At 54.7% G+C, this 12082-nt stretch carries 14 protein-coding genes; 4 read left to right on the forward strand and 10 right to left on the reverse strand.

Annotation, left to right across the window (positions count from 1 at the left end; translation table 11 throughout):
- Positions 1–52: 52 nt before the first annotated feature.
- The 5 genes from ucpA to ACLJZ5_RS16475 all read right to left on the reverse strand — a co-directional run bounded on the left by ucpA (position 53) and on the right by ACLJZ5_RS16475 (position 3584).
- Entirely contained in the window at positions 53–844 is a 792-nt protein-coding gene (gene ucpA, locus ACLJZ5_RS16455; protein ID WP_024797855.1) for an SDR family oxidoreductase UcpA, read from the reverse strand.
- Between the two features lie 247 nt (positions 845–1091).
- On the reverse strand, positions 1092–1991 hold the full coding sequence (yfeX, locus tag ACLJZ5_RS16460) for a porphyrinogen peroxidase (protein ID WP_000084583.1): 900 nt from the start codon (positions 1989–1991) through the stop codon (positions 1092–1094).
- A gap of 94 nt (positions 1992–2085) precedes the next feature.
- On the reverse strand, positions 2086–2661 hold the full coding sequence (locus tag ACLJZ5_RS16465; RefSeq protein WP_000838967.1) for an RpoE-regulated lipoprotein: 576 nt from the start codon (positions 2659–2661) through the stop codon (positions 2086–2088).
- A 61-nt stretch (positions 2662–2722) separates the two neighbouring features.
- Positions 2723–3172, reverse strand: coding sequence for a DUF2919 domain-containing protein (locus tag ACLJZ5_RS16470; protein WP_024797856.1), 450 nt, complete (start codon positions 3170–3172; stop codon positions 2723–2725).
- Positions 3159–3584, reverse strand: coding sequence for a GNAT family acetyltransferase (locus tag ACLJZ5_RS16475; RefSeq protein WP_000406008.1), 426 nt, complete (start codon positions 3582–3584; stop codon positions 3159–3161). The genes ACLJZ5_RS16470 and ACLJZ5_RS16475 overlap by 14 nt, the downstream gene beginning before the upstream one ends.
- Positions 3585–3796: 212 nt before the next feature.
- Here ACLJZ5_RS16475 and amiA point away from each other — a divergent pair, with 212 nt between their 5' ends.
- From amiA to ACLJZ5_RS16495, 4 genes are all read left to right on the forward strand, one after another.
- The gene (gene amiA / locus ACLJZ5_RS16480; protein ID WP_000102880.1) at positions 3797–4666 is read left to right on the forward strand and encodes an N-acetylmuramoyl-L-alanine amidase AmiA; all 870 of its coding nucleotides are present in this window, start codon (positions 3797–3799) and stop codon (positions 4664–4666) included.
- A gap of 2 nt (positions 4667–4668) precedes the next feature.
- Positions 4669–5568 carry an oxygen-dependent coproporphyrinogen oxidase gene (gene hemF / locus ACLJZ5_RS16485; protein WP_024797857.1) on the forward strand — a complete coding sequence of 300 codons (900 nt, stop codon included), beginning with the start codon at positions 4669–4671 and terminating at the stop codon, positions 5566–5568.
- A 20-nt stretch (positions 5569–5588) separates the two neighbouring features.
- Positions 5589–5918, forward strand: coding sequence for a hypothetical protein (locus tag ACLJZ5_RS16490; protein ID WP_001194345.1), 330 nt, complete (start codon positions 5589–5591; stop codon positions 5916–5918).
- A gap of 128 nt (positions 5919–6046) precedes the next feature.
- Entirely contained in the window at positions 6047–7324 is a 1278-nt protein-coding gene (locus ACLJZ5_RS16495; RefSeq protein ID WP_000344434.1) for a DUF1963 domain-containing protein, read from the forward strand.
- A gap of 199 nt (positions 7325–7523) precedes the next feature.
- Here the strand turns inward: ACLJZ5_RS16495 and eutR are convergent, their stop codons facing one another.
- Genes eutR through eutB form a run of 5 tightly spaced genes read right to left on the reverse strand, consistent with a single transcriptional unit; the run spans position 7524 to position 12076 of the window.
- Entirely contained in the window at positions 7524–8576 is a 1053-nt protein-coding gene (gene eutR / locus ACLJZ5_RS16500) for an HTH-type transcriptional regulator EutR (protein WP_000753665.1), read from the reverse strand.
- A gap of 47 nt (positions 8577–8623) precedes the next feature.
- Positions 8624–9118 (reverse strand): ethanolamine utilization microcompartment protein EutK, encoded by a 495-nt coding sequence (gene eutK, locus ACLJZ5_RS16505; protein ID WP_000606266.1) that lies wholly within the window; start codon positions 9116–9118, stop codon positions 8624–8626.
- 12 nt (positions 9119–9130) lie between these two features.
- Positions 9131–9790, reverse strand: a complete 660-nt coding sequence (eutL, locus tag ACLJZ5_RS16510; protein ID WP_001111056.1) for an ethanolamine utilization microcompartment protein EutL — start codon at positions 9788–9790, stop codon at positions 9131–9133.
- 9 nt (positions 9791–9799) lie between these two features.
- Positions 9800–10696 carry an ethanolamine ammonia-lyase subunit EutC gene (gene eutC, locus ACLJZ5_RS16515; RefSeq protein WP_000372344.1) on the reverse strand — a complete coding sequence of 299 codons (897 nt, stop codon included), beginning with the start codon at positions 10694–10696 and terminating at the stop codon, positions 9800–9802.
- Positions 10697–10714: 18 nt separating this feature from the next.
- Positions 10715–12076 carry an ethanolamine ammonia-lyase subunit alpha gene (eutB, locus tag ACLJZ5_RS16520; protein ID WP_410958983.1) on the reverse strand — a complete coding sequence of 454 codons (1362 nt, stop codon included), beginning with the start codon at positions 12074–12076 and terminating at the stop codon, positions 10715–10717.
- Positions 12077–12082: the final 6 nt, after the last annotated feature.

Below are 12082 nucleotides of genomic sequence, written 5' to 3' on the forward strand. Positions count from 1 at the left end.
AGGGAATAAGAGAATCCCTCCCCACGCGGCGCGGGGAGGAGACCGGCATCAATCAGACGCCTACGCTTACGCTTTCAGGCAGGGTACTGCCGCCATCAATGACGTTTTGCGTTCCGGTAAGATAGCTGGACTCATCGGAAGCCAGAAATGCCGCCAGTTCCCCTACTTCCAGCGGATCGGCAAGGCGGCGTAGCGGAATAGCTTTTGCCATTTCCGTTAATACCGATTCCGGATCGTCAGGATTAGACTGACGGGCAATGCTTTCCGCCATCGGCGTTCTTACATAACCGGGGCAAATGGCATTCACGCGAATACCGGACTGCGCATACTCTACCGCCAGCGATTTGGTTAAACCGACAATGGCGGCTTTTGACAGCGCATAGGCCGTTTCACCCGGGTCCGCCACCATATCTCCCGTGACGGAAGACATCATCACAATGCGGCCATCTTTACGTTTAACCATCTCCGGCAGGACGGCTTTGGTGACGTTCCAGACACCTTTAATATTAATATCAATGTGGAAATCGCGATCTTCTTCACTCATATCGAGGAAGTTGCCCAGACGGCACACGCCAGCGTTATTCACCAAAATATCAATTCTACCTTCAGTCTCTTTGGCGCGCGCAACCGCCGCCTGCACCGAAGCAAAATCTCTGACGTCAGCCTTAACGGCAGTACAGCGATGTCCGCGCCCGCCCAGCTCATCCGCCAGCTTTTCAATCTCATCGGAGATATCCAGCAAGATTAAGTTCGCGCCGTGGCGTGCGAATACGCGAGCGATCCCTTCGCCAATGCCCTGCGATGCGCCCGTAATCAATGCTGTCTTGCCCGTGAGTTTACCCATTTTCAATGTCTCCTTTTGAATATGGAGTCTTACACTCCATTAACACTGAAAATACAGTAATAACAAATAAGTGCTGAGGAATAGCTCACTAATTCAGGTAAATATTAGGTAAAAAAATCCCCGCGGAGGCGGGGATGACCATTTTCATGCTGTTTCATGCTGTTCTGCCTGATGGCGCTGCGCTTATCAGGCCTACCAATCGTAGGTCGAATAAAGCGTTTGCGCTGCCATCCAACAGGGTTTTACTTTATAGCGCTAACAGGCGATCCAGCGACGGCGCAAAATAGTAGCCGCCAGTCACCGGCTTGGTGAAGCGCAGCATCGCGTCGCGTTTACCGTCGGTATCGCCGAACATACTCAGAAGCTGCTGTTCGATATTGTGCAGACGTGCGCAGTAAGCGCAGAAATAGAGACCATGAGTACCGCTGGCGGTGCCGTATGGCAGGCTCTGGCGCACAATCTTCAGCCCTTTGCCATCTTCTTTGAGATCGACGCGGCTCAGGTGAGACGTTGCCGGACGCGCATCGCCGTCAATCTCTTCATTGGCTTCTTTGGTACGCCCAATCATCATCTCCTGATCGTGAATACTCATCCGGTTAAGTTGCTTGAGATTGTGTTCCCAACGCTGCACGAACACATAACTGCCGCCGGCATCCACGCCATCTTTGATCACCGCCACTTCACGACGCGTCTCTTCGCCCGCCGGGTTCTCTGTCCCGTCGACAAAGCCGCTCAGATCGCGTTCTTCCACCCAACGGAAGCCGTGAACTTCTTCTTTCACGTCGATACAGTCGCCGAAGGCTTCCATCGCCGCCTGAGCAACAGAAAAATTCACATCGTGGCGCAGGGAAAGGATATGGATCAGCACGTCATACTGCGTGGCCGGCGCCAGCCCTTTACCATAAGGAATAAAATCTTTCAGTTCTTCCGCCCCGACGCCGCCGCTCAGGGCACGCCAGGTATTGTTGCCAAACGCCACAACGGCCCCAAGATGGGCGTCCGGAAATTTGACTTCGAAGGTCGCCAGTTTATCGGCAAATGTTCTGCTGGCCGCGCGCAGGGCGTCCAGGTCGCCTTTTACATTGGCTTCAATCCAAATTGCCGCACGGCAATGTTCCGGCAAAATGCCACTTTGAACCTGAGACATGATTCCTCCTGAAAATGAGAATGCCACGCAGTCGTGGCATTAATGGAGGCTATTTTACCTTGTTTTTAAGCGAAGCGGTTTGTTCAGGCGCAAATTAACGACGCCAGATAATTTTGCGCACGTCCCAGTTTTTTAAGATGTCATCAGGAGGCATTAAGCCTTCCGGTCCGCTCCACTCGCCGGAGAAAACATAGCTAATATGCTGACTTCCCTCGGCTTTACATTCAACGCTGGTATGGCTATCGCTGGAAACCGGCTCGCAGTGACCAAACGCTTTGCTATAAAGGTCGCTAAACGGCGTACCGATTTTGCCCCCCGCGGCGGTTGGGATATCGCTGTCCAGCACATCAATACGGCTCACGGTTCCCTGCTCGCCGTTGATCACCATCGCGACATTGTCGCCCTTCATCGCTTCGAAAAAGCGCACCACGTTGCCGTTATCGGTTTTCATACCGCTACGCAGGCGATAATCGCCATCTAATGCCTCTGCAATAGCCGGTTCTTCCAGCGGCGTGGCGGCGGTCAGCGCTCCCACGCCTTGCTCAGTGACTTCTGTCGAGGAACCAAACCAGTTCCATGGATTTGCGGCAGACCAGTTGACCGAGGAGAGCGTCGAGCAGCCGGTCAGCGCCAGCGGCAGTGCGAGTAAAGTCAAACGCAGCGATTTCATCTCACTTCCTTTCTTTTATTAATTAACGTTGGTTGGAGTGCGGGTTCGCCAAAAAGTGCCGTTATTCTTTCTCAAGGGAAAAACAGGCACGCAAACGTTGATTGGTTAACAGCCAGATCAGCGCGACGATGTCCGCCAGCAGCAGCGCCAGCCCGACGCCGTTGACCGGGTCGCCACCCAGCCACATCACCGGCAGCCAGCACAACGACACCAGTTGAGCAAGGATCAGGAGTCCGCGCAGCCAGCGCCACACACCAGGAACCGCTTCACGCCGCCCGCTGAGTAAAAATGCCACTACCGCCGGAATGCCGGGCAACAGCCCCAGCCAAAAATTGTCATGGTCGGGATAAAAAAAGTTTAACAAAGTATTACCCTGTCCACGGGATGAACCGGCAATGACAAAGAGTACCCAGGCGCGCGCCTGAAGTAGCAGTACGCACCAGAACAGAAACGGCAGGCGTAAACGTCCGTGTACATCATAATCGGCTGGATGAAACTCAGTACTCTTCATCTTCAATCAGGCGTTTACCCAAACTTAGGGCGTCAGAATGCTCATACCCCAGACGTTCATACATGCCCAGCACAACGTCGTTATCATCGCGCACCATAATTTGGATTTTCGGACACCCGCGGGCGATGAGTTTTTTTTCCAGCCGGTTAAGCAACGCATTCGCAATGCCGCGCCCGCGGAACTCCGGGTGAACGCCCAGGTAATACGCCGAGCCGCGATGCCCGTCATAACCGCCCATTACCGTACCGACGACTTCGCCGCTAACTTCCGCAACGAGGAACAAGCTGACATCGTGATTCACCTTGCGTTCAATATCCATTTCAGGATCGTTCCATGGACGCAGCAGGTCGCAACGCTCCCAGAGGGTAATCACCTCTTCGAAATCTTCCTGGCGAAAAACGCGTATTTCCATGGTATTCGTTGCCTTTTCGGGTGGAAAAACCAAGATTATGGCGCAAACATCTGATTCAGCCAATATCTGACGCGATGTAGCGGAAAAAATGGCATAATGGCGATGTGTCACGTATTGAAATGAAAAGTAAAACAATTCTCATCACCAACCGTCGTAACGGATTACGCGATACGATATAACATCTTGAACTTAATTTTCACAACTCAGGCCGTATGAGCACTTTTAAACTCCTAAAAACTCTCACATCGCGCCGCCAGGTACTCAAAACAGGTCTGGCGGCCCTGACGCTGTCAGGTATGTCGCACGCAATAGCCAAAGAAGAAACGCTAAAAACCAGTAATGGTCACAGCAAACCCAAAACCAAAAAAACCGGCAGTAAACGGTTGGTGATGCTCGACCCCGGACACGGCGGCATCGATACCGGCGCGATTGGCCGCAACGGTTCTCAGGAAAAACACGTCGTGCTGGCAATTGCCAAAAACGTGCGCGCTATTTTGCGAAATCACGGAATCGATGCGCGTTTAACCCGGACAGGGGATACCTTTATTCCGCTGTACGATCGGGTGGAAATCGCCCATAAGCACGGCGCGGATCTGTTTATGTCCATTCATGCCGATGGTTTTACCAACCCGAAAGCGGCGGGCGCTTCCGTTTTTGCGCTTTCCAACCGCGGGGCCAGTAGCGCCATGGCGAAGTATCTCTCCGAACGTGAAAACCGCGCAGACGAAGTGGCGGGTAAAAAAGCCACTGACCGGGATCATCTATTACAACAAGTTTTGTTTGATCTGGTGCAAACCGATACGATTAAAAACAGTCTGACGCTGGGTTCGCATATTCTCAAGAAAATCAAACCTATACATAAATTACACAGCCGCACTACCGAACAAGCGGCTTTCGTGGTGCTAAAATCACCGTCAATTCCGTCGGTACTGGTCGAAACCTCGTTTATTACCAATCCGGAAGAAGAACGCCTGCTGGGCACGACGGCGTTTCGCCAGAAAATCGCTACGGCGATCGCCAACGGCATCATCAGTTATTTTCACTGGTTTGATAATCAGAAAGCACACACGAAGAAACGGTAATCATGAAACCCGATGCACATCACGTAAAACAGTTTCTGCTACGCCTGCAGGATGATATTTGCCAAAAGTTATCCGCTGCGGATGGCGCAAACTTTGTCGAAGATAGCTGGCGACGCGAAGCGGGCGGCGGCGGACGCAGCCGGGTATTACGCAACGGCGGGATTTTCGAACAGGCGGGCGTTAATTTCTCTCACGTTCACGGCGATGCAATGCCCGCGTCCGCCACCGCGCATCGGCCAGAGCTGGCCGGGCGTAGCTTTGAAGCGATGGGCGTATCGCTGGTGGTGCATCCGCACAATCCGTATATTCCCACCAGCCATGCTAACGTGCGCTTTTTTATTGCCGAAAAACCGGGCGCCGATCCGGTGTGGTGGTTTGGCGGCGGGTTCGATTTAACGCCCTACTACGGCTTTGAAGAGGATGCCGTTCACTGGCACCGCACCGCCCGCGACCTGTGTCAGCCGTTTGGCGACGATGTGTATCCGCGCTATAAAAAGTGGTGCGACGACTACTTTTTCCTCAAGCATCGTAACGAGCAGCGCGGTATCGGCGGCCTGTTTTTTGACGATTTGAATACGCCGGATTTCGACCACTGTTTTGCTTTTATGCAGGCGGTCGGTAACGGCTACACCGAGGCGTATTTACCGATTGTCGAACGACGCAAAGCGATGGTCTGGGGAGAGCGGGAGCGTAATTTTCAACTTTATCGCCGCGGTCGCTACGTGGAGTTCAATCTGGTGTGGGACAGAGGCACCCTGTTTGGTCTGCAAACCGGCGGGCGCACTGAATCTATCCTGATGTCGATGCCGCCGCTGGTGCGCTGGGAGTACGACTGGCAGCCAGAAGCGGGTAGCCCGGAAGCGGCGCTGAGCGAGTTTATTCAGGTACGCGACTGGATTTAACTTATTTATAAAGTAAAACAATGCAAACAAATACACGGAAAGTAGTAACCAGTGACGCCAAATGGCATCCCCATCTGGGTATAAGTTTTATTGGCTGCCTGCTTGCCATTACGCTAGAAATATATTTTGAAGAAAGAATATTCATCCCTCATAGCGGAGGGGTGAGCTTCGGTCTGATCGTGCTTCTGGTTATCAATATGGTGACCATCCCTGTGGTCATGGCCCTGATAGCATTACTCTGTTTTATTGTTCATATTCCGCGTAAAAGCGTTAACTGTATCTTGCTATGCATACTGGCATGTATTCTGACGATAGCCGGTTTGTTTATCGCCTATCCGGTTGGCCGTTGAATAAAAGCAGGCTCGTAGAAATAAACGAGTTCATTGTAGATAAAGAATTCGGATAACCGCCCGCTGCCGTTATCATTAGTAAAACAGTACAGTAAACACTCGTAGAATTTGCAGTGGAGCACTACCGCATGGACGAGCGTATTCCTTGTAAAAACCCGCAATGCTCACATTTCATCCTGCCAGCAACGGCTGCCCGCACGGAGGGCTATTGCATGCCCTGCGTCCAGGCGCGCTATCGGCAAGAGCAGGAAGAATATATCCGGAAAAACAGAAAAACGATCGACGCGTTCAGTGGCATTACCAACCCTGTTGAAATGCTTAAACTCGTTCATGAACCCCGGGAACACGATCCGTTAATCGAGTGGATTCCCTGCCCCATTCCGACCGATGAGCTTTACAAAAAGCTCTCCGATGATGAAAGCCGCGACATGGTCGATTATGCAGAAGAATTATTTGATTCCGGATGGCAGGAGGAAGCTCAGGAAATTGCGCTGTGCCTGGCGGCATTTACCCAGGCCAATCTGGATAATTTCCTGCGCCAGGTAATAAATGAAGAAGAACTGGAGCTCTCTTCACCCCTACCTTTTCACCGTGCGCCGCCTGACGTACGCGACGCGCTTTTGCAGAAGGTGGAAACCGATGACGAAAACCGTGACGGCATTCTTTGTGCCCTGGCCTGGATTGGCGATGAGGTTGTCGTTGAGCATTTTAACCGCTGGCACCAGGAACCACCTGCGTGGAGTGCTTCACTTCATATCCTCCCTCATCGCTATGCTCACCAGGCGGGATGGGAGCTCACTGAAAATGGCCGCAGGCGCGATCTTTACTTTACGCAATGTACCCATCTGGTAAAACAGGCACCTGAACAGCCTGCCGTTTTTCGCGCCGTCGCAGAATATGGTGAAAACTGCCCACACTGTTCCCTGCCGCTAATCAATCTGTTTGAGGTTTCGCCGAGCGCCGTCGGCCTCAGCACGCAGGGTTGGCCCGGTCAAATTCGTATTCTGACCTGTCAGTGTTGTACGGCATATAACACCGTTTTCGCCACCGTCGATCCGCAAGGCCAGCCGCGATGGTACGAAAAAAATGCGCTCTCGACGCTGGCGGTGGAGAATTCCTCTGACTGGATAACGCTACCGCTTGATGTTCTGCACCCCGGGGAATCCCGTTTGCCGCTATTCGCTGCTGAAATATTTTTACCCACCACCTTCTCACAGCTCGGCGGCCATCCCGCATGGGTTCAGGATGCAGACTATCCCACGTGCCCAACGTGCGCGCAAACGATGATGTTTCTTGCGCAGCTAAGCTATGAAGATATCGAGGAAGAGGAATATGCGGAAGGAATGCTTTATGGGTTTATCTGCCCCTCCTGCCAAACAACGGCAACGTCTTATCAGCAAACATAAACGCTCATCCTCATGATCTGATGACAAAACTGTTTTGCACGTTGTGCGCGCGGTTCCCCGGAGGCGGCGCTGGCGCGCCTTGTCCGGGCTACCAACCACAGACAGCAGCGAATCCGTAGGCCCGGTAAGGCGCCAGCCGCCACCGGGCAATTCCCGACACGCGCACGTTATCAGCAACCGGAGAGCCTCCCCATCAATATCAAGCCCATTGCCGCATCCGTTGATGCAGCGTCAACGACGGTTTTTCGGCAAATAATTGCTGATAATCGGTGGCAAATTGCCCCAGATGCCAGAATCCCCACTGCATCGCGGCATCTTTGACCGTGGCGCTCTGCGACCACGGGCTAATCAGTTCCCGGCGTACTGCGTTTAAGCGAATACGTTTCAGCCACGCATTGGGGCCAATGCCCAAAATGGCGTGAAACGCATTTTGCAGCGTGCGACGGCTTACGTGTAGCTGGTTACATAAGTCGAGCACCGTCAGCGGCTCCGACATATTTTCCAGCACATATTCCCGCGCCCGCGACAGTAGCCTACGATATCCCTGATGGCTGATGCTCTCGGCGCTATGAATCGGCTTCGCCTCTTCCAGCATCGTGCCCATCGCCAGCAACAAATTATCACTCAAGACCTTACGCACCGCAGGTTGATGCAGGGTTTCAGGACTCTCGCTGAAGGTGGCCAGCGCCTGCTGCACAAAGCCCCACAGCGCCGCTTTATGCTGCTCTTTTACCTCCAGCGCTAACTGGTTACGTAGCATATGCAGCACCCTTTCCGGGTTATGCAAAAACGTGGCCTGACGGGAAATAACATCTTCCGAGATAACGACGCCCAGAATGGTGTAATCATCCGGCGTGCTCAGTTCAAACTCGGTGCCTCCCGGTCGGGTGGCAATCTCGGCGCTGCCGAGCCCCTGCGCGCCGATAAATCCCTGTTCGCCGCGCGTCGCCGGAATACCAAACCAGAAAGAGTTTGGCCAAACCAGACACGACTGACGCAGCGCCAGGCCGGTGTATTCACGGAACACCTGAATCTCATCAAGCAGGATTTCCGTGAACTCGCCATGAAATTTACCCGGGTGTAACTGATCGTAGATCTGCTGCCAGGCGGTGATAGTCAGAGCATGTTCATAGACATCCGTCGTCCGTCGCTGATGAACATTGTCCACCTCGACTCTGGGCGTAAGTTTAACGTCTTCGGGTAACGCTTCATGATAAAGATGGTGCAAATTCGCTGTACGGGTCTTTTTCATGATCTTCTATGCCGGACGCCCGCCAGGACGCCCGGCCCTCCGACAGATTAATTTTTGATGCGATAGCGACTACTGCGTTTACGCAACGCTCCGTCAGAAAAGAGTTGTTCCAGCACGTTTCTGGCCTGCTCCAGCGGCCAGCCAAAATGCGCGGCAACCTCTCCCGCCGTCATTCCCTGGCGTACTGATGCCAGCAGCGCCAGTAACGCTTCAGCGAACTCAGGCGTTGCGGGTACCTGGGGCGCTTTCTCAGTCGGCGTTGTCGCACGCGCAAACCCGCCAATCAGCCACTGGGTGTCCTCTTCCGGACGACCAATTTCTTTGCGGCTAATCACACGGCCTGTGCGCTGCGCGGCGGCGCTTCCGGCATCCAGCGCCGCACGACACGCCGCCAGATCGCCCTCTACCACCAGCGTTAGCCTGCCAGGGTCGAGCACTTGATGACTAAGCAAACGCACGTTGGCCGCTTTCAGCATGGCATCCGCCGCATCGACGGCGGCGACCATTCCGTCCACTTCCAGTAATCCCAGGGCATTGATCATTGGCAGCCTCCGTTACGCACGCTGGACAGGGTTACGGGCGATATCCAGCACGGCGTCGGTAAAGGCGTTGCAGGCGGCTTTACACGCGGCCTGGCTTCCCGTTAAGAACGCGGCCGAATAGTTGGTTTCCGACGGCGGCGGCACGTAAGTCACCAGTTGAACGTCAGCGGATTTCATCGCCGCGTCAATGCCGAATGTCGCTTCCAGCGGCGGCGCCACCAGGTAGGCCATTGGATCGCCCAGCGCGATACCTGCGGTAGACGAGAGGTACGAGCCGGTACGCGAAACCACATGCGCCAGGAATGCGGTATTTTCCGCATCGTTCGCCCACTGGAACGCCGCGCCGTTTTCAATGCTGGCGACCATTGCATCCAGACCGGCGCGCACTTCCGCCGGGTTCGGTCCGCCCAGCATAATCAACACCTCACCGGCGGTCGGCGACGGCCCGTGAGCCGCCCCGGCATAGAGGGAACGGCCATAGACCACTTCCACCATCGCCTGTTTTGTTGCTTCATCAGCGGCAATATAGGTCACATCATCAGAATCTGCCGTGATGAGTCCGAGGCTACGTATATGTGGCGGTAATTTAAGTTCCCGCGCAAAGCCGTCATTCACGGAGGCAATCACGCGCATGGCAGTCACTGAAGGTCGAATCAAATCTAATGCAGGCATGATGTCTCCTTAACGGGTCATGTTGATGCCGGACGCTTTCTGCTCCAGCATCCGTTTGGCCAAATCCACAATCACGGCGGCAGCTTCTACTGGCGGCGTCCCCCCCTGATGAATGTTTGAAATACAGGTTCTGTCGGCCTCGACGGTGGTCGCCACGCGCGGGGAATAGACGGCGTAGCAGGAGAGGCTTTCCGACTGCCCCAGCCCCGGACGTTCGCCCACCAGCAGGATGACGACCTTCGCGCCGAGAATTTCGCCAATCTGATCTTCAATCTTCACGCGGCCATAGCGCACAAAGAACGGCGTGCCGACGTTCAGCCCGGCCTGCTTCAGACCGGCAAGCAGCGGCGGCAGGATCTCTTCATAGTTGGCGGTGATCGCATCCGTAGAGAGGCCATCGGAGACCACTACCTGCACATCCGGGTTCATCACGCACTGCGACTTCAGCGCGTCAATAGCTTCCGGGCTCAGGCGACGCCCCATATCCGGGCGCGTCAGGTACAGGTTTTTGTCGCTGATCTCCGAACGCACTTCCAGCAGCCCTTGCGCTTTTACCCACTCTTCCGGCACTTCTTTGAGCACGGTATCTTTCGAACGGGAGTGATCCGCCAGGAAGCGCAACAGCGCCTGGGTACGTGGACGTGGGCCAGCGCGCCCGGTACATACACGAGCAGCGGTACTGCGACGCAGTTCGGTCAGCACGTCCGCACGATGTGGGTTCTCGACGCCAATCCAGGCTTTTGCCTCTGCGGAACCTAAATCCAGCGCGCAGCTTTCGGTCACCGTCGGCGCGGCGCACTGCGGCTTTGCGCCTGCCTGCGTTGACGGCGCGACGGGCTGCGGTACGTCCTGTCCCATTGACGCCATCACGCTACGTACAATTTCTTCAATCTGTTTTTGATCCATGGTGTTATCTCCGCGTCATCAGAAGAACAGTGACGGATCGCCCGCCCGTTTGGTCAGACGACCGTTTGCCATAATGCCCATCGTTTCCAGCCAGCGTTCAAACTCCGGCGATGGCCGTAAATTCAGCAACTGACGGACGGTGGCGGTATCGTGGAAAGCGGTGGTCTGGTAGTTGAGCATGATGTCGTCGCCGAGCGGCATCCCCATGATGTAGTTACAGCCGGCAGTGGCGAGCAGAATCATCAGGTTTTCGTTAAGGTTCTGGTCGGCGTCGGCATGGTTGGTATAGCAGCAGTCGCAGCCCATCGAGATGCCGCTCAGCTTGCCCATAAAGTGATCTTCGAGACCGGCGCGGATAATCTGCCTGTCGTTGTAGAGATACTCCGGCCCGATAAAGCCCACCACGGTGTTCACCAGGAACGGATCGTAGTGGCGCGCCAGCCCGTAGTTACGCGCTTCCATCGTCACCTGGTCGGCACCAAAGTTCGCACCAGCCGACAGCGCAGACCCTTGCCCGGTTTCAAAGTACAGGCAGTTTTCCCCGGCGATGCGGTTGAACTCCGCCCCCACAGCCCGCGCTTCGTCGAGCATCGCCAGTTCCACGCCGAACTCTTTTAAGCCCTTCTCGCTGCCGCAAATGCTCTGGAAAATCAGTCCGCCCGGCGCGCCGCGACGAATCGCTTCGATCTGGGTGGTGACGTGCGCCAGCACGCAGCACTGGGTCGGAATATTGAATTTATCGATAACGCCGTAAACGGTGTCGAGCACGCGGGTCAGGTTCTCCACGTCATCGGTCACCGGGTTAACGCCGATCACCGCATCGCCTGCGCCGAAAGAAAGCCCTTCGTAGATTTGCGCGGCGATACTCTGTACATCGTCACGGGTATCGTTCGGCTGCAAACGGCAGCTAAAGGTGCCCGGAATACCGATGGTGGTATTGGCTTTTTTGATCACCGGCATTTTCTTGCCGCCGTAGATCAGGTCAGCGTTGGAGCAGATTTTCGCTACTGCCGCCACCACTTCGGAGGTCAGGCCTTTGCGGGTAAACGCGATGTCGTCCACGGAGGTTTCATCGCTCAGTACGTATTCGCGCAGTTCGCTGATGCTCCAGTTTTTAATCCGGTTATAGGCCGTTTCGTTGACGTCGTCCTGAATCAGGCGCGTCACGCAGTCCTCTTCATAGGCAATCACCGGATTGTTGCGGATATCCGCCACCGTCATTTCCGACAGTACCTGTTTTGCCGCTACGCGCTCCTGCGAACTTGCCGCGGCAACCCCGGCCAGCACATCCCCCGAACGCAGTTCGTTGGCTTTGGCCAGTACCTCTTTTACATCCTTAAACTGATAAACATTGCCGAACAATGTGGTCTTTAGTTTCATAAGTCG

Origin of the sequence: Salmonella sp. 5800 (genome assembly GCF_046558195.1) — a bacterium.
Lineage (GTDB): Bacteria > Pseudomonadota > Gammaproteobacteria > Enterobacterales > Enterobacteriaceae > Salmonella > Salmonella enterica.

Coding starts and splice junctions, on each gene's coding strand:
- amiA (WP_000102880.1), top strand. CDS start 3,797: ATGAGCACTTTTAAACTCCTAAAAACTCTCACATCGCGCCGCCAGGTA.
- ACLJZ5_RS16495 (WP_000344434.1), top strand. CDS start 6,047: ATGGACGAGCGTATTCCTTGTAAAAACCCGCAATGCTCACATTTCATC.
- ACLJZ5_RS16470 (WP_024797856.1), bottom strand. CDS start 3,172: ATGAAGAGTACTGAGTTTCATCCAGCCGATTATGATGTACACGGACGT.
- ACLJZ5_RS16475 (WP_000406008.1), bottom strand. CDS start 3,584: ATGGAAATACGCGTTTTTCGCCAGGAAGATTTCGAAGAGGTGATTACC.
- hemF (WP_024797857.1), top strand. CDS start 4,669: ATGAAACCCGATGCACATCACGTAAAACAGTTTCTGCTACGCCTGCAG.
- ucpA (WP_024797855.1), bottom strand. CDS start 844: ATGGGTAAACTCACGGGCAAGACAGCATTGATTACGGGCGCATCGCAG.
- yfeX (WP_000084583.1), bottom strand. CDS start 1,991: ATGTCTCAGGTTCAAAGTGGCATTTTGCCGGAACATTGCCGTGCGGCA.
- ACLJZ5_RS16465 (WP_000838967.1), bottom strand. CDS start 2,661: ATGAAATCGCTGCGTTTGACTTTACTCGCACTGCCGCTGGCGCTGACC.
- ACLJZ5_RS16490 (WP_001194345.1), top strand. CDS start 5,589: ATGCAAACAAATACACGGAAAGTAGTAACCAGTGACGCCAAATGGCAT.
- eutK (WP_000606266.1), bottom strand. CDS start 9,118: ATGATCAATGCCCTGGGATTACTGGAAGTGGACGGAATGGTCGCCGCC.
- eutL (WP_001111056.1), bottom strand. CDS start 9,790: ATGCCTGCATTAGATTTGATTCGACCTTCAGTGACTGCCATGCGCGTG.
- eutC (WP_000372344.1), bottom strand. CDS start 10,696: ATGGATCAAAAACAGATTGAAGAAATTGTACGTAGCGTGATGGCGTCA.
- eutR (WP_000753665.1), bottom strand. CDS start 8,576: ATGAAAAAGACCCGTACAGCGAATTTGCACCATCTTTATCATGAAGCG.
- eutB (WP_410958983.1), bottom strand. CDS start 12,076: ATGAAACTAAAGACCACATTGTTCGGCAATGTTTATCAGTTTAAGGAT.